General features: G+C 73.8%; 17 protein-coding genes and 3 pseudogenes. All 20 read left to right on the top strand.

Features of this window, described 5'->3' with window-relative positions; translation table 11 throughout:
• The first annotated feature begins 82 nt into the window (after positions 1 to 82).
• A complete protein-coding gene (gene fabF, locus DRV85_RS01890) occupies positions 83 to 1,342 on the top strand; it encodes a beta-ketoacyl-ACP synthase II (RefSeq protein ID WP_113287783.1) in 1,260 nt (419 codons plus the stop codon).
• Complete coding sequence (mltG, locus tag DRV85_RS01885; protein ID WP_113287712.1) at positions 1,343 to 2,506, top strand: endolytic transglycosylase MltG; 1,164 nt, start codon at positions 1,343 to 1,345, stop codon at positions 2,504 to 2,506.
• A 247-nt stretch (positions 2,507 to 2,753) separates the two neighbouring features.
• The gene (locus DRV85_RS19460; protein ID WP_233495368.1) at positions 2,754 to 3,101 is read left to right on the top strand and encodes a hypothetical protein; all 348 of its coding nucleotides are present in this window, start codon (positions 2,754 to 2,756) and stop codon (positions 3,099 to 3,101) included.
• Positions 3,061 to 4,383, top strand: a complete 1,323-nt coding sequence (locus DRV85_RS01880) for a DNA-packaging protein (protein ID WP_233495374.1) — start codon at positions 3,061 to 3,063, stop codon at positions 4,381 to 4,383. The genes DRV85_RS19460 and DRV85_RS01880 overlap by 41 nt, the downstream gene beginning before the upstream one ends.
• Positions 4,384 to 4,685: 302 nt before the next feature.
• Entirely contained in the window at positions 4,686 to 5,864 is a 1,179-nt protein-coding gene (locus tag DRV85_RS01875; protein WP_113287710.1) for a phage portal protein, read from the top strand.
• The gene (locus tag DRV85_RS01870; RefSeq protein ID WP_113287709.1) at positions 5,857 to 6,093 is read left to right on the top strand and encodes a GTA head formation protein, RCAP_rcc01685 family; all 237 of its coding nucleotides are present in this window, start codon (positions 5,857 to 5,859) and stop codon (positions 6,091 to 6,093) included. Before DRV85_RS01875 ends, DRV85_RS01870 begins: the two co-directional genes overlap by 8 nt.
• A gap of 14 nt (positions 6,094 to 6,107) precedes the next feature.
• Positions 6,108 to 6,644, top strand: coding sequence for an HK97 family phage prohead protease (locus tag DRV85_RS01865; RefSeq protein ID WP_113287708.1), 537 nt, complete (start codon positions 6,108 to 6,110; stop codon positions 6,642 to 6,644).
• Between the two features lie 26 nt (positions 6,645 to 6,670).
• Positions 6,671 to 7,843, top strand: coding sequence for a phage major capsid protein (locus DRV85_RS01860; protein WP_113287782.1), 1,173 nt, complete (start codon positions 6,671 to 6,673; stop codon positions 7,841 to 7,843).
• A 105-nt stretch (positions 7,844 to 7,948) separates the two neighbouring features.
• The gene (locus DRV85_RS01855; protein WP_113287781.1) at positions 7,949 to 8,545 is read left to right on the top strand and encodes a head-tail connector protein; all 597 of its coding nucleotides are present in this window, start codon (positions 7,949 to 7,951) and stop codon (positions 8,543 to 8,545) included.
• Positions 8,542 to 8,880, top strand: a complete 339-nt coding sequence (locus DRV85_RS01850) for a head-tail adaptor protein (protein WP_113287707.1) — start codon at positions 8,542 to 8,544, stop codon at positions 8,878 to 8,880. Before DRV85_RS01855 ends, DRV85_RS01850 begins: the two co-directional genes overlap by 4 nt.
• A complete protein-coding gene (locus DRV85_RS01845) occupies positions 8,877 to 9,287 on the top strand; it encodes a DUF3168 domain-containing protein (protein ID WP_113287706.1) in 411 nt (136 codons plus the stop codon). The genes DRV85_RS01850 and DRV85_RS01845 overlap by 4 nt, the downstream gene beginning before the upstream one ends.
• A gap of 22 nt (positions 9,288 to 9,309) precedes the next feature.
• Entirely contained in the window at positions 9,310 to 9,723 is a 414-nt protein-coding gene (locus DRV85_RS01840; RefSeq protein ID WP_113287705.1) for a phage major tail protein, TP901-1 family, read from the top strand.
• Complete coding sequence (locus DRV85_RS01835) at positions 9,723 to 10,046, top strand: gene transfer agent family protein (protein WP_113287704.1); 324 nt, start codon at positions 9,723 to 9,725, stop codon at positions 10,044 to 10,046. Before DRV85_RS01840 ends, DRV85_RS01835 begins: the two co-directional genes overlap by 1 nt.
• Positions 10,043 to 10,252 (top strand): rcc01693 family protein, encoded by a 210-nt coding sequence (locus tag DRV85_RS01830; RefSeq protein WP_113287703.1) that lies wholly within the window; start codon positions 10,043 to 10,045, stop codon positions 10,250 to 10,252. The genes DRV85_RS01835 and DRV85_RS01830 overlap by 4 nt, the downstream gene beginning before the upstream one ends.
• Positions 10,245 to 10,910 carry a phage tail tape measure protein gene (locus tag DRV85_RS01825; protein ID WP_113287702.1) on the top strand — a complete coding sequence of 222 codons (666 nt, stop codon included), beginning with the start codon at positions 10,245 to 10,247 and terminating at the stop codon, positions 10,908 to 10,910. The genes DRV85_RS01830 and DRV85_RS01825 overlap by 8 nt, the downstream gene beginning before the upstream one ends.
• 91 nt (positions 10,911 to 11,001) lie before the next feature.
• The gene (locus DRV85_RS01820) at positions 11,002 to 11,634 is read left to right on the top strand and encodes a DUF2460 domain-containing protein (RefSeq protein WP_113287701.1); all 633 of its coding nucleotides are present in this window, start codon (positions 11,002 to 11,004) and stop codon (positions 11,632 to 11,634) included.
• Entirely contained in the window at positions 11,634 to 12,512 is an 879-nt protein-coding gene (locus DRV85_RS01815; RefSeq protein ID WP_113287700.1) for a DUF2163 domain-containing protein, read from the top strand. Before DRV85_RS01820 ends, DRV85_RS01815 begins: the two co-directional genes overlap by 1 nt.
• Positions 12,509 to 12,955: pseudogene (locus DRV85_RS01810) on the top strand (NlpC/P60 family protein); the annotation flags it as partial. The gene DRV85_RS01815 and the pseudogene DRV85_RS01810, both read left to right, overlap by 4 nt.
• A gap of 93 nt (positions 12,956 to 13,048) precedes the next feature.
• A pseudogene (locus DRV85_RS19780) lies at positions 13,049 to 14,965 on the top strand (baseplate multidomain protein megatron); the annotation flags it as partial.
• A gap of 18 nt (positions 14,966 to 14,983) precedes the next feature.
• Positions 14,984 to 15,769 (top strand): annotated as a pseudogene (locus DRV85_RS19775) (glycine-rich domain-containing protein); the annotation flags it as partial.
• Positions 15,770 to 15,785: the final 16 nt, after the last annotated feature.

Raw genomic sequence — 15,785 nt, 5'->3', positions numbered from 1 at the left:
TGAACGCCGCGGCCGCCGGCCCTTGCCCCGCGCGTGCGGGAGAGGCTAAGAGCGGGCGAGGCAAAATCGGGAGTGCATGGTCATGCGGCGCGTGGTCGTTACGGGATTGGGGCTTGTCACGCCGCTGGGCTGCGGGGTCGAGACGACCTGGTCGCGGATTCTCGAGGGGCGTTCGGGCGCCGGCACCATCACGCGGTTCGACGCCTCGCGTCTGGCCACGACCTACGCCTGCGAGGTGCCGCTGGGCGACGGCTCGGACGGCACCTTCAATGCGGACGACTTCGTCGAGCCCAAGGAGCGGCGCAAGATCGACGAGTTCATCGTCTATGGCCTCGCCGCCGCCACGCAGGCCGTCGAGGACGCGGGCTGGGCCGACCCCTCCGAAGAGGAGAAGCTGCGCACAGGCGTGATGATCGGCTCCGGCATCGGCGGGCTCAACTCCATCGCCGAGACCGCCTATCTGATCCGGGACAAGGGGCCGCGGCGCGTCTCGCCCTTCTTCATCCCCGGCTCGCTCATCAACCTCATCTCGGGGCAGGTGAGCATCCGCTACGGCTTCAAGGGGCCGAACCACGCGGTGGTCACGGCCTGTTCGACCGGCGCGCACGCGATCGGCGACGCGGCGCGGCTGATCCGCGACGACGACGCCGACGTGATGCTCGCCGGGGGCGCCGAGGCCGCGATCAGCGAAATCGGCATCGCCGGCTTCAACGCCTGCAAGGCGCTCTCGACCAAGCGCGGCAACGCCCCCGAGACGGCGAGCCGCCCCTACGACACCGACCGCGACGGATTCGTCATGGGCGAGGGCGCGGGCATCGTCGTGCTCGAGGAATACGAGCACGCGAAGGCCCGCGGCGCGACGATCTACGCCGAAGTGATCGGCTACGGCCTGTCGGGCGACGCCTATCACATCACCGCCCCCAGCGAGGACGGCGACGGCGCGGAGCGCTCGATGCGCGCGGCGCTGGGCAAGGCGGGGCTGGAACCCGCGGCCATCGACTACATCAACGCGCACGGCACCTCGACCATGGCCGACGTGATCGAACTCGCCGCGGTCGAGCGGATGATGGGCGAGGCGGCCGGCCAGGTCACCATGTCGTCGACCAAGTCGATGACCGGGCATCTGCTGGGCGCCGCCGGCGCGATCGAGGCGATCTTCTCGATCCTCGCGATCCGCGATCAGGTGGCGCCGCCCACCATCAACCTCGACGACCCGGCGGTCGAGACGGCGATCGACCTCGCGCCCAACGCCCGGCGCGAGCGCAGGATCGACATTGCGCTGTCGAACTCCTTCGGTTTCGGCGGCACCAACGCGAGCCTGCTCTTCGGGAAGGTCGCGTGAATGTGGCGCGCCATCGCGTCGAACGCTTTGACGCTGATCGCTGTCGTCCTCTTCCTCGGCGCGGGGCTGATCGTCTGGGCCGAGCGCGAGTATCGCAAGGAAAGCGCGCTTGACCGCACCGTCTGCGTGAGCGTCCCGCGGGGCGGCAACATCCGCGAGCTGTCGCGGCGGCTGGAGGATCAGGGCGTCGTCTCCTCGGGGCTGCTCATGCGGCTCGCTGCCGATTACGGCGGCATGGCCGACGATCTGAAGGCCGGCAACTTCCTGATCGAGCCGGGCGCCTCGATCGCCGACGTCGTGGGCAAGGTCACCGGCGACGGCATCAGCGACTGCGGCACCGTTGTGACGCTGCGCGTGGGCGTGAATGCCTCGCGCATCGACGTGCTGCAGTTCGACTCCGGGACCGCCGACATGGAGGTGGTGGCCGAGATCGATCTGCCCGCCGAAGAGATGCCCGAGGTCTATCGCGCGGCGGTGGACGACCCGATCACCGAATACAACGTGATCGTGGCCGAGGGCGTGACGAGCTGGCAGGTCGCCACGTCGCTCGAGGGCTTCGACGTGCTCTCGGGCGAGATCGCGGAGACCCCGGCCGAGGGCACGCTGGCCCCTGGCGGCTACACGGTGCGCCGCGGGGACGCGCGCGCGGAACTGATCGAGACCATGCAGGCGCGGCAGTCCGAAATCCTCGCCGCCGCCTGGGCGGCGCGCGCACCGGGCCTGCCGCTGGCGAGCCCCGAGGAGGCGCTGATCCTCGCCTCGATCATCGAGAAGGAGACCGCCGTGCCCGAGGAGCGCGGGCGCGTCGCCAGCGTCTTCGTCAACCGGCTCGAGCGGGGGATGCGGCTGCAGACCGACCCGACGGTGATCTACGGCATCACCGAGGGGCAGGGCGTGCTGGGCCGCGGGCTGCGCCAGAGCGAGCTGCGCGCGGCCACGCCCTGGAACACCTATGTCATCGACGGGCTGCCGCCCACGCCGATCGCCAATCCCGGCCGGGCGAGCATCGAGGCCGCGCTCGACCCGGACGCGACCGACTTTCTGTTCTTCGTGGCCGACGGCAGCGGCGGGCACGCCTTCGCCGAGACCCTGGCCGAGCACAACCGCAACGTCGCGCGCTGGCGCGAGATCGAGGCGGCGCGCGAGGCGGAAGGCGCGCAGTAGCAGGCGGGCTCATCGGCCCTGACGGGCCTCTTCGCCGGGCATGCGAGCGGCGGCAAGTTGTGAGATTTTCGTAATCGCAACGGGCGGTTAGTCCGTGTGGCGTTGCGCAACGGGCTTGACGCAGCGCCCGGTTTCTCCTATAGGTTGAGCCACGCTGGACGCAGTCCGAGGGGCGGCGCGGGGCACTCCCGCGGCCGCCCTTTTTCGTCCGCGCCCGGCGCTCTCGACCTCAACCGAAAGGCCGGCCGTGTCACGCATCCTGACCACCGAGACGGAGGAGGGATCGCCCCTCGACGAGGAGATCGCCAGCATCGCGCGCCAGCTGCGCGAGATGCGCCACGAGCTGGAGGACTTCCAGCACATGCTCGCGCGCGGCGACTGGGACGAGGCGCGCGAGGCGGGCAAGGCGGTCGCCTCGGTCAAGCAGTGGATCCGGCTGGCGATAGAAGCGGAGATGCTGCTGCATGCGCGACGACGCAAGGGCTCCGGGATCGCCCGGGGCGGCTACGCCCTCGACCTCGACGCCGCCCGCGCCGAGATCGGCGCTCGACTGGATCGCCTGCGCCGCACCGGAGGTCCGGCGCCGGTTCCTTGACGATCTGGGCGACGGGGAGCTTCTGGCGCTGCCCTTCCTCTTCGAGTTCTGGGCGATGGCGCATCAGATCGCCCCGCCCGGCGACTGGCGCACCTGGGTGGTGCTGGGCGGCCGCGGCGCGGGCAAGACGCGCGCCGGCGCCGAATGGGTGCGCGCCCAGGTCGAGGGCGCGCGGCCGCTCGACGAAGGCCCCGCGCGGCACGTGGCGCTGGTGGGCGAGACCTACGACCAGGTGCGCGACGTCATGGTGCTGGGCGAGAGCGGACTCCTCGCCTGTTCGCCGCCCGACCGGCGGCCCGACTGGGAGCCCTCCAAGCGCCGGCTCGTCTGGCCCAACGGCGCTGTGGCGCAGCTCTTCTCGTCGCACGATCCGGAGGCGCTGCGCGGGCCGCAGTTCGACGCCGCCTGGGCCGACGAGCTGGCGAAATGGCCGAAGGCGGAGGCCGCCTGGGACATGCTGCAGTTCGCGCTGCGGCTGGGCGCGGCGCCGCGCGCCTGCGTCACCACCACGCCGCGCAACGTCGCGGTGCTCAAGCGGCTGCTCGCGCTGGAGTCGACGGTGGTGACGCGGGCCGGCACCACGGCCAACCGCGCCAATCTGGCCGCGAGTTTCCTCGAAGAGGTGCGCGCGCGCTACGCCGGCACCCGGCTGGGCCGGCAGGAGCTGGAGGGGCTGCTGCTGGAGGAGGCCGAGGGCGCGCTCTGGAGCGCCGCGTCGCTGGCCGAGCTGCAGCTCGAGCGCGCGCCGGAGCTCGACCGGATCGTCGTTGCCGTGGACCCGCCGGCCACGGGCACGGCGCAAAGCGACGCCTGCGGCATCGTGGTGGCAGGCGCGGTGACGCGCGGCGACGTCCCCGACTGGCGCGCCGTTGTGCTGGAGGACGCGAGCGTGGCGGCCGCGCGTCCCTCGGACTGGGCGCAGGCGGCGGTGGCGGCGATGGAGCGCTGGGGCGCCGAGCGGCTCGTGGCGGAAGCCAATCAGGGCGGCGACATGGTGGCCGAGGTGATCCGGCAGGTCGACCCGCTGGTGCCCCTGCGCCTCGTCCGCGCGACACGCGGCAAGGTCGCCCGCGCCGAGCCGGTGGCCGCGCTCTACGAGCAGGGGCGCGTGCGCCACCTGCGCGGGCTCGCCGAGCTCGAGGCGCAGATGGGCCTGATGACGGCGCAGGGCTACGAGGGATCCGGCAGCCCCGACCGGGTCGACGCCCTGGTCTGGGCGCTGCACGAGCTGATGATCCTGCCGGCCGCGCGCTGGCGCCGGCCGCGCCTGCGCGCGCTGTGAGGCCGCAAGGGGGCGCTGCCCCCGTCCGGCTGTGCCGGACTCCCCCGGGGTATTTCAGGCAAGAGGAAGGACCGGACCTGCGCCGGGAGGCAGCGCCTGCCGGGGGGCTCTGCCCCCGTCGGCCTGCGGCCGACTCCCCCGGAGTGTTTGTCTCTAAGAAGAAGCAGGGGGGGGGCGTTGCGCTGATGCGCGGTGGAGCGTGCGGCGGGCTTTCGCAGGGTTAATCTGGGCGGCCTAGAAGGGCTCCCGAAGACGGCGCGCGGCCTGCCCGGCGCCCGAGACACCCGAAGGAGCCGCCGCCGATGGTCTTTCCCTTTCGCCGCCGCCCGACCGTGCCCGAGGCCAAGGCCAGCGCCGCCGCGCCGGTCATCGCCTGGGCGGGTGCGGGGCGCGTCGCCTGGAGCCCGCGCGAGACCGGGGCGCTGGCGCGCACGGGCTTTGCCGGCAACCCGGTGGGCTTTCGCGCGGTCAAGCTGATCGCAGAATCGGCCGCGGCGCTGCCGCTGGTGCTGCAGGACGCGACGCGGCGCTACGCGGCGCATCCGCTGCTGGCGCTGCTGCGCCGGCCCAATCCGGCGCAGGGGCGGGCGGAACTTCTTGAGGCTTTCTACGGCCAGCTTCTGCTGACCGGCGACGCCTACATGGAGGCGGTGGCGGGTGCGGAGGGCGCGCCGGCCGAGCTGCACGTCCTGCGCTCGGACCGGATGCGGGTGGTGCCGGGGCCGGACGGCTGGCCCGCGGGTTTCGACTACACCGTGGCGGGCCGGACGCATCGCTTCGATGCCACGGCCCGGCCCGGCCCGGTCTGTCACCTGCGCAGCTTTCATCCGCAGGACGACCACTACGGCCTCTCGCCGCTGCAGGCCGCGGCGCAGGCGATCGACGTGCACAACGCCGCCTCGCGCTGGTCCAAGGCGCTTCTGGACAATGCCGCGCGGCCCTCGGGCGCGATCGTCTATCGCGGCGCGGACGGGGCCGGCGGACTCTCGCCCGAGCAATACGACCGGCTGGTGGCGGAGATGGAGAGCTATCACCAGGGCGCGCGCAACGCAGGCCGACCCATGCTGCTCGACGGCGGGCTCGACTGGAAGCCGATGGGCTTCTCGCCCTCGGACATGGAGTTCCAGAAGACCAAGGAGGCCGCGGCGCGCGAGATCGCGCTGGCCTTCGGCGTGCCGCCGATGCTGCTGGGGCTGCCGGGGGACGCGACCTATGCGAACTACCAGGAGGCGAACCGCGCCTTCTTTCGCCTGACGGTGGTGCCCCTGGCGAGCCGGGTGATGGCGGCGCTGGGCGACTGGCTCTCGGATCATTTCGGCGCGCCGCTGGAGCTGCGGCCCGACCTCGACCAGGTGCCGGCGCTGGCCGCTGAGCGCGACGCGCAATGGGCGCGGGTAGGCGCCGCCGAATTCCTGACCGATGCCGAGAAGCGGCGGCTGCTGGGGCTTCCGCCGGTGCCGCAGGAGGCGGGCGATGACTGACCGCCCCGGCGAGCGCTTCGGTTTCGAGGCGCAGGATTGCGCACCCGCGCTGCGGCTCGAGGCGCATCAGGCGATGGCGCGGCTGCAGTTCGAGACGGTGCACCGGCGGCTCGAGAAGATCGAGGCGATGATGGAACGGCTGGAGCGGCGGCTCTGGATCAGCGTCTACGGCGTCGTGGGGATGATCCTTGCCCAGGCGGTGCAGTCGATGGTGCAGGTGACGCCGTAAGGGAGGGGCCGCAGATGGAACTCGAGCGGAAATACGCGGGCGCCGAGGTGGCGCTGGGGGGCGACGCGCGGATCGAGGGCTACGCCAGCCTCTTCGGCGCGGCGGACCAGGGCGGCGATGCGGTGGCGCCGGGCGCCTTCGCGGCCTCGCTCGCGCGTTTCGGGGCAGCCGGGCGCCGCGTGCGGATGCTGTGGCAGCACGATCCCGCGCAGCCGATCGGCGTCTGGGAGGAGCTGCGCGAGGACGCGCGCGGGCTGTTCGTGAAGGGCCGCCTGCTGACGGAGGTGGCGCGCGGCCGCGAGGCGGCGGCGCTGCTGCGCGCAGGCGCGATCGAGGGGCTCTCGATCGGCTACCGCACGGTGCAGGCCGAGCGGCGCGGCGCGGGCCGGGTGCTGACCGAGGTCGAGCTCTGGGAGGTGTCGCTGGTGACCTTCCCGATGCTGCCATCCGCCCGCGTGGCCGCCAAGGAGGACGGCACGGCCGAGGCGCTGCGCGCGCTGGCCGAGGGGTTCCGCGCCGCGCGGGCGGCGCTGGGAGAGACGCGCGAATGAGGGCGCAGGGCAATCCGGAGGTGGAGATGACGGAGACGACGGAGAGCGGCGCGACCCTTGCGCCGGTCGCGGAGGTGAAGCGCGCGGTTGCGGGGTTCGCCAGGGATTTCGCGGAGTTCCGGGAGGGAATTCACGCGCGGCTTCAACAGCAGGAAGAGCGACTGACCATGCTTGATCGCAAGATGCAGAGCCCGGCGCGCCCGGCGCTCGCCCGCGCCGCCGACGAGGCCGCGCCCCACACCAAGGCCTTCGGCGCCTACCTGCGCTCGGGCGACGACGACGGGCTGCGGGGCCTGGAACTGGAGGGCAAGGCGATGTCGTCCTCGGTGGCGGCCGACGGCGGCTATCTGGTGGACCCCGAGACCGCCGAGACGATCCGCGGCGTGCTGAATTCCTCGGCCTCGATCCGCCAGATCGCCAATGTCGTGCATGTCGAGGCCACGGCCTATGACGTGCTGGTGGACACCACCGAGGTGGGTGCGGGCTGGGCGACCGAGACGGACCCGGCCGCCGAGACCGGCACGCCGCAGATCGACCGGATCTCGATCCCGCTGCACGAGCTCTCGGCGCTGCCCAAGATCAGCCAGCGGCTGCTCGACGACGCGGCCTTCGACATCGAGGGCTGGCTCGCGGGTCGCATCGCGGAGAAGTTCGCGCGCGCCGAGGCCGCGGCCTTCGTCGCCGGCGACGGCACCGACAAGCCCACCGGTTTCCTCGCGCACCCGGCGGTGCCGCAGGCGAGCTGGGCCTGGGACAGCCTGGGCTATATCGCCAGCGGCGCGGACGGCGCCTTCGCCGGCGCCGAGGCGGTGATCGACCTGGTCTATGCGCTGGGCGCGCGCTACCGCGCCAACGCGCATTTCGTGATGAACTCGCGCACCGCGGGCGCCGTGCGCAAGCTCAAGGACAACGACGGGCGCTTCCTGTGGTCCGACGGACTGGCGGCGGGCGAGCCCGCGCGGCTCCTGGGCTATCCGGTGCTGATCGCCGAGGACATGCCCGACATCGCCAGCGGCGCAGACGCCATCGCCTTCGGCGATTTCCGCGCAGGCTACACCGTGGCCGAGCGGCCGGACCTGCGGGTACTGCGCGATCCCTTCAGCGCCAAGCCGCACGTCCTGTTCTACGCGACCAAGCGCGTGGGCGGCGACGTGACCGACTTCGCGGCGATCAAGCTGCTGCGCTTCGCCGCGGTCTGATTCGCGGCGAGAGAGGGGGCGCGCGCCCGGGGCAGGCCGGGCGACCGGCCGCGCGCGCCTCCGTATTCGGCCCCGGCGGGGCGGGACCATCCGGAGATGTCATTCATGCTGATCGAAGAGACGCCGCTCGATCCCGCGGCCCTGCCGGTGGAGGCGTTCCGCGCGCATTTGCGCCTCGGCACCGGGTTTTCGCAGGACGACCTGCAGGGCCCGGTGCTGGAGGCCACGCTGCGCGCCGCCATCGCCGCGATCGAGGCGCGCACGGGCAAGATCCTGCTGGCGCGGGGCTTCGCGCTGATCCTGCCGGCCTGGCGCGATCCGGGCGGCCAGCCCCTGCCGCTGGCGCCGGTGGCCAGCGTGACGGAACTGGCGCTGCGCGACGCGGCCGGAGAGGAAAGCGCGGTGGATCCCGCGCGCTGGTGGCTGGAGGCGGACCACCACAGCCCCGTGTTGCGGCCGGCCGGCCTCGCGCTGCCCGCGATCCCCGCGCGCGGCGCGGGCGTGATCCGCTTCACCGCGGGCTTCGGCGCCGACTGGGCCGCGGTGCCCGCCGATCTGCGGCAGGCGGTCCTGCTGCTGGCAGCGCATTACTACGAATACCGCGACGCGGGCGCGCTGGGCGAGGCGGCGATGCCCGCCGGAGTCGCCGGGCTCCTGGGCCCCTGGCGCGCGCTGCGTCTGGGGGCGGGAGGGGCTGCATGAGCGCGCCCCGTCTCAATCGCGCGCTGGTGCTCGAGGCGCCGGTCGAGGCGCCGGACGGCGCCGGCGGCGTGACCGAAGGCTGGGTGGCGCTGGGCACCCTCTGGGCCGCGGTCGCGCCGCGCCAGGCCCGCGAGAGCTCCGGCGCGGCGCAGGCTCTGGCCACGACTGCCCACCGCATCACCGTGCGCGCCGCGCCGCCGGGCTGCGAGGCGCGCCCGCGCCCCGGCCAGCGGTTCCGCGAGGGCGCGCGCGTCTGGCGCATCCTCGCCGTGGCCGAGGCCGACCCCGAAGGCCGCTACCTCACCTGCTTCGCCGAGGAGGAACTCGCGCCATGAGCTACGCCCTGGCCGCCGCGCTGCAGGAAGCTGTCTATCAGCGGCTTTCGACCGACCCGGCGCTCGCCGCCCTGGTGGGCGACAACATCCACGACGACCTGCCCGCCGGCCGCCTGCCGCCCGTCTACGTGGCGCTCGGCCCCGAGACGGTGCGCGACCGGTCGGACGCCAGCGGTGCGGGCGCGCTGCACGACCTGCAGATCACCGTGGCGGGCGCGCGTGACAGCTTCCACGCGGTGAAAGCGGCGGCGGCGGCGGTCTCGGACGCGCTGCTGGCCGCGCCGCTCGCCTTGGCCCACGGCCGCGTCGTGAACCTGCACTTCCGCCGGGCGACGGCGCGCCGGGGCGGCCGCGGCCGCGGCCGGCGGATCGACCTGACCTTCCGCGCGCGGCTCGCGGCGGACTGACCAACCCGAGGAGAACGAGATCATGGGCGCCCAGAGCGGCAAGGATCTTCTGATCAAGGTGGACCTGACCGGCGACGGCCAGTTCCAGACCGTCGCGGGGCTGCGCGCCACGCGTCTGTCCTTCAACGCCGAGCAGGTGGATGTCACCAGCCTCGAAAGCCAGGGCGGCTGGCGCGAACTGCTGGCCGGGGCGGGGGTGAAATCGGCCTCCATCGCCGGGTCGGGCGTCTTCCGCGACGCCGACACCGACGAGCGCGCGCGGCAGATCTTCTTCGACGGCGAGACGCCGGAGTTCCAGGTGGTGATCCCCGGCTTCGGCACCGTCGCGGGCCCCTTCCAGGTGACGGGGCTGGAATATGCCGGCACCCACGACGGCGAGGCGACCTACGAGATCGCCCTCGCCTCGGCCGGCGCGCTCAGCTTCACGGCGCTGTGATGGCCAATCCCTATCGCGGAGAGGTGACGCTGGTGATCGACGGGGCGCCGCAGGTGATGCGGCTGACCCTGGGCGCGCTGGCCGAGCTGGAGGAGGCGCTGGGCGCGGACAGTCTGGTGGATCTCGCGGCCCGCTTCGAGAGCGGGCGCTTCTCGGGGCGCGACGTGCTCGCCGTGATCGTGGCGGGCCTGCGCGGCGGCGGGTGGGAGGGGGCGGCAGCCGACCTGCGCCGTGCCGAGATCGAGGGCGGGCCGATGGCCGCCGCGCGCGCCGCGGCGGAGCTTCTGGCGCGCGCCTTCCTGCCGCCGGAGGAGGCGCGATGAGCCGCGTCGACTGGGCCGCCTTGATGCGCGCCGGGATCGGCCGCCTGGGCCTGCGCCCGGCGGAGTTCTGGGCGCTCACGCCCGCCGAACTGGCGGTGATGCTGGGCACGGGGAGCGGGCATGCGCCAATGGGCCGCGCGCGGCTCGACGCGCTGATGGCCGCCTATCCGGACGACCTGGCGAGCGAGGAGCACGCGAATGGCTGAGACAGAAGACGACGCGGACGCGCTCGCCGAGGCGCTCGACGCGCTGGAGACGCGCCTCGGCGCCACCGCGGGCGTCGCCGCCGGCTTCGACGCCGAACTGCGGCGCATCCACGAAACCTTCGCCGCCACGGGCAAGGGCGCGCAGCGGCTCGAAAGCGCGCTCTCCCGCGGCCTGCGCCGGGCGATCGACGGGGCGGTCTTCGACGGGGCGAAGCTCTCGGAGGCGCTGGGCCAGGTGGGCCGCGCGCTGGTCGACGCCGCCTATTCCGCGGCGGTGAAGCCGGCGACCGACCACGTCGCGGGTCTGGTCACCGATGTCGCGGGCGGGCTCTTCGGCGGGATGACCGGCTTCGGCAAGGGCGCCGGCTTCGCGCAGGGGCGCGTCATGCCCTTCGCCAATGGCGGGGTCGTCCAGCAGGCCACGCGCTTTCCCATGCGCGGCGGCTGGGGGCTGATGGGCGAGGCGGGGCCCGAGGCGATCCTGCCGCTCGCGCGCGGCGCCGACGGCCGGCTGGGCGTGCAGTCCTCGGGCGCCGGGCGGCCGGTCTCGGTGACCGTCAGTGTCGCCACGCCGGATGTCGAGGGCTTCCGCCGCTCGCGCACCCAGATCGCCGCCGAAGTGACCCGCGCGCTCGCCCGCGGGCAGCGCATCCGCTGAGCCTTTCAATGGTCCCCCAATACCCCGGGGGAGTCCGGCGCAGCCGGACGGGGGCAGCGCCCCCCGTGTCGCAGACGCAAGGAGCCCGCGCATGAGTTTCCACGAGGTCCGCTTCCCGCCCAACCTGAGCTTCGGCTCCGTGGGCGGCCCCGAGCGCCGGACAGAGGTCGTCACGCTCGCCTCCGGCCACGAGGAGCGCAACACGCCCTGGGAACAGTCGCGCCGCCGCTACGACGCGGGCGTGGGCCTGCGCTTGCTCGACGACATCGAGGCGCTGGTGGCCTTCTTCGAGGCGCGGCGCGGCCGGCTGCACGGCTTCCGCTGGAAGGACTGGTCCGATTTCAAGTCCTGCCGGCCCAGCCGCGCGCCTTCGCCCACCGACCAGCTGATCGGAGACGGCGACGGCGAGACGACCACGTTCCGGCTGGTCAAACGCTACCGCTCGGGCGAAGCCGTCTACGAGCGGCCGATCGCCAAGCCGGTGGCGGGCAGCGTGCGCCTGGCCGTGCAGGGCGACGCGCTGCGCGAGGGCGTGGATTTCGAGGTCGACGTGACGACCGGCACCGTGACGCTGGTGCGCGCGCCCTCGGAGGGCATGCAGATCACCGCGGGCTTCGAGTTCGACGTGCCGGTGCGCTTCGACACCGACACGATCCAGACCGGCGTGGCGAGCTTCCGCGCCGGCGATCTGCCCTCCGTGCCGGTGGTGGAGGTCCGGGTCTGATGCAGGCGGGATTGCAGGCGCATCTGGCGGGCGGCGCGACCACGGTCGCCCGCTGCTGGGCGGTGACGCGCGCCGACGGCGTCACCCTGGGCTTCACCGACCACGACCGGCGGCTGGTCTTCGAGGGCGTGGAGTTTCGCCCCGAGACCGGGCTTTCGGCCGCGGCGCTTCAGCAGACCACCGGGCTTTCCGTGGACAACACCGAGGCGCTGGGCGCGCTCTCGGACGCGGCGATCACCGAGGAGGACATCGCGGCGGGCCGCTACGACGGCGCCGCGGTGCGCGCCTGGCTCGTCGACTGGACCGATCCGGCGCGGCGTCAGCTCGTGTTCCGCGGCAGCATCGGCGAGCTGCGGCGCGCCGAGGGCGCCTTTCACGCCGAGCTGCGCGGGCTCGCGGAGGTGCTCAACCGCCCCGGCGGCCGGGTCTACCAGAAGCCCTGCGCCGCCGTTCTGGGGGACGCCGACTGCGGCGTGGATCTCTCCGATCCGGGCTACCGGCACGAGGGGCCGGCCCGCGCCGTCGAGGCAGGGCGCGTCTTCCGGTTTCCGCCGCTCGCGGGGTTTCCGCCGGAGTGGTTCGCGCGCGGCCGTCTCACCGTGCTGGACGGGGCCGCCGCCGGGCTCTCGGGCAGCGTGAAGCGCGACGTCTCGGACGGGGATGCGCGGGTCGTCGAGCTCTGGACGCCCCTCGGGGCGGCGCCGGCGCCGGGGGATGCGCTGCGGCTCGAGGCGGGCTGCGACAAACGGTTCGAGACCTGCCGCCTCAAGTTCGCGAACGCGGCGAACTACCGCGGGTTTCCGGACCTGCCGGCGGCCGACTGGGTGACGGTGCATCCGGCGCAGTCGGGCGAGACCGGCGGGGGGAGCCGCAGATGACGGAAGAGACACGGGGCGCGCGGGTCGTGGCCGCGGCGCGGGGCTGGATCGGTACGCCATACGTGCATCAGGCGAGCGCGAAAGGCGCGGGCGCCGATTGCCTGGGGCTCATCCGCGGCGTCTGGCGCGAGGTCGTGGGCGCCGAGCCGGCGGCGGTGCCGCCCTACACGCGCGACTGGTCCGAGCCTGCAGGCGAGGAAAGGCTCTGGGCCGCGGCGCGCGCCAACCTGCGCGAGGTGCCGCTGCAGCGGGCCGCGCCGGGCGACGTGCTGCTTTTCCGGATGCGCGCGGGCGCAGTGGCGAAGCACCTCGGGATCCAGGGGCGCGCGGGCGCGGCGCCCACGGTGATCCACGCCTACTCGGGGCGCGGCGTGGTCGAAAGCGCGCTTGGCCCCGCCTGGGCGCGCCGGATCGTGGCGCGTTTCCGGTTTCCCGAATCTGCGGACGAGGGCTCCGGGGGCCAAGCGCCTTGCAAGGCGCTTGCAAGGCGTTTGCAAACGCCTTGTCGGCGCGGGGATGCAGACGGGAGCGCGTGAATGGCGACGATCCTTCTTTCCGCCGCCGGGGCGGCGCTGGGCAGCTCGCTGGGCGGGACCGTGCTGGGCCTGTCGATGACCGCCGCGGGCCGTTTCCTGGGGGCCGCCGCCGGCCGCGCGATCGACCAGCGGCTTCTGGGCGAGGGCGCCGAGGCGGTCGAGACCGGCCGGCTGGAGCGGATCCGCCTGACGGGCGCGGGCGAGGGCGACCCGATCCCGCGCGTCTTCGGGCGGATGCGCGTGGGCGGGCACGTCATCTGGGCGAGCCGCTTCACCGAGGTCGTCACGACGGAAGGCGGCGGCGGCAAGGGCGCGCCCGCGGCGCCCACGGTCACGCATCACAGCTATCGCGTGAGCCTCGGCATCGCCCTCTGCGAGGGCGAGATCGCGGGCGTGGGCCGGACCTGGGCCGACGGCGCCGAGATCGCGCCGGCCGACCTCGAGATGCGCGTGCATTCGGGCGCGCGCGACCAGATGCCCGACCCGCTGATCGAGGCCATCGAGGGGGCCGGGGCGGTGCCCGCCTATCGCGGCACCGCCTATGTGGTGATCGAGGATCTCGACCTCGCGCGGTTCGGCAACCGCATCCCGCAGTTCAGCTTCGAGGTCATTCGCCACGAACAGCCCGCCCGCGCGGGCGCGGAGGCGAGCGTGGCGGGATCGGTGCGCGGCGTCGCGCTGATCCCCGGCACGGGCGAATACGCGCTGGCCACGCAGCCGGTCGCGCTGCCCGAGGGACCGGGCGCCTGGCGGATGGCCAACGTCAACACGCCCCTGGGCGTGCCGGATCTGCCCGCCTCGCTCGATGCGCTGGGCCGCGAGCTGCCCGCGTGCGGGGCGGTCTCGCTGGTGGTGAGCTGGTTCGGCGACGACCTGCGCTGCGGCGATTGCAGGCTCCAACCGCTCGTCGAGCAGCGCGAGGCGGACGGCAAGGGGATGCCCTGGCGCGTCGCGGGGCTCTCCCGCGCCGCGGCGGGCCTGGTCCCGATGGCGGAGGGGCGCGCGCTCTACGGCGGCACGCCGGCCGATGCCGCGGTGGTGCAGGCGATCCGCGCGATCCGCGAGAGCGGGCGCGCGGCGCTCTTCTATCCCTTCGTCCTGATGACCCAGACCGAGGGCAACACGCTGCCCGACCCCTGGACCGGGGCCGAGGGCCAGCCGGTCCTGCCCTGGCGCGGGCGGATCACCGCCTCGGTCGCGCCGGGGCGGGCGGGCACGCCCGACGGCACCGCCCAGGCCGACGCCGAGGTGGCGGCCTTCTTCGGCACCGCGGCCGCGTCGGATTTCACGCCGGGCGACGGCGCGGTGAGCTATCACGGCCCGGAGGAATGGAGCTTCCGCCGCTTCATCCTGCACTATGCGGCGCTCTGCGCGGCCGCGGGCGGGGTGGAGGCCTTCTGCATCGGCACGGAGATGCGCGGGCTCACGCAGATCCGGGGCGCGCAGGGCTTCCCGGCCGTCGAGGCGCTGCGCGCGCTCGCGCGGGAGGTGCGCGCGCTGCTCGGGCCGGAGGTGAAGCTGGGCTACGCCGCGGACTGGTCGGAGTATTCCGGCTACCAGCCGCCCGACGCGCCCGGCGACTTCTACTACCATCTCGATCCGCTCTGGGCGGACCCCGAGATCGACTTCGTGGGCATCGACAACTACCTGCCGCTCTCCGACTGGCGCGAGGGCGAGGATCACCTCGACGCGCACTGGGGCGCGGTCCACGACCTCGATTACCTCAAGTCCAACATCGAGGGCGGCGAGGGCTACGACTGGTACTACCACTCCGAGGAGGCCCGCGCGGCGCAGATCCGCACGCCGATCACCGACGGGGCGCACGGCAAGCCCTGGGTGTTCCGGCCGAAGGACATCCGCAACTGGTGGTCCAACCCGCATGTCGACCGCATCGGCGGGCGCGAGGCGACCGCGCCATTGGGCAGCGGTGGCGAGATGCGCAGCTTCACAGACGACTCCGGCGAAGACTGGACGGCGCATGTCTTTACCGCAGATGGCACGTTCAATCTCTCCGAGACGGCCGAGGTCGACTATCTGCTCGTCGGCGGCGGAGGCGGCGGCTCCACGGCCGGCGGCGGCGCCGGGGGCGTGGTGCAAGGCACGATCACGCTGGCGCCGGGCGACTATCCGGTCACCGTCGGCGCGGGCGGTGCCGGCATCAGGGGCGACGCCGACCCCCGGCCCGTGCCGGCCTCGCCCGGCGGGGACAGCACCTTCGCCGGAATCACCGCTCTCGGCGGCGGGCCGGGCTCGGGCACGCGCGGCGGCGCGGATGTGACCGGCGACGAGACGGACGGCGGCTCGGGCGGCGGCGGCGGCTCCAGCGCCCAGCCGGGCGAATATGTCTCGGTGAAGGGCTCGGCGCTGCAGCCGGGCTCCCCGGATGGCGGGCTGGGCCACGACGGCGGCGACGTGACCAACTTCAACAGCCCCTTCTACGCCGGCGGGGGCGGCGGCGCGGGCGGTCCTGCGCCGGATGCAGGGTATGATTGGGCGCCCGGCGGGCCGGGCATCACCACCACGATCGACGGCACCGAGCGGCAGATCGCCGGCGGCGGCGCGGGCGGCAGGTGGGACAACGGAACGGGGCTCGCCGGGACGCATGGCGGCGGCTCCGGCGGCAGCGGCAACGCGCGCGACGGCGCGCCCAACACCGGCGGCGGCGGGGGCGGCGGCGCGAGGACCATCCCCGGCGGCACCGGCGGATCTGGCCTCGTCGTGATCCGCTACCGCAGCG

Origin of the sequence: Rhodosalinus halophilus, from assembly GCF_003298775.1 — a bacterium.
In the GTDB taxonomy this organism is placed as follows: domain Bacteria; phylum Pseudomonadota; class Alphaproteobacteria; order Rhodobacterales; family Rhodobacteraceae; genus Rhodosalinus; species Rhodosalinus halophilus.
This window is presented reverse-complemented; position numbering and strand designations above follow the sequence as displayed.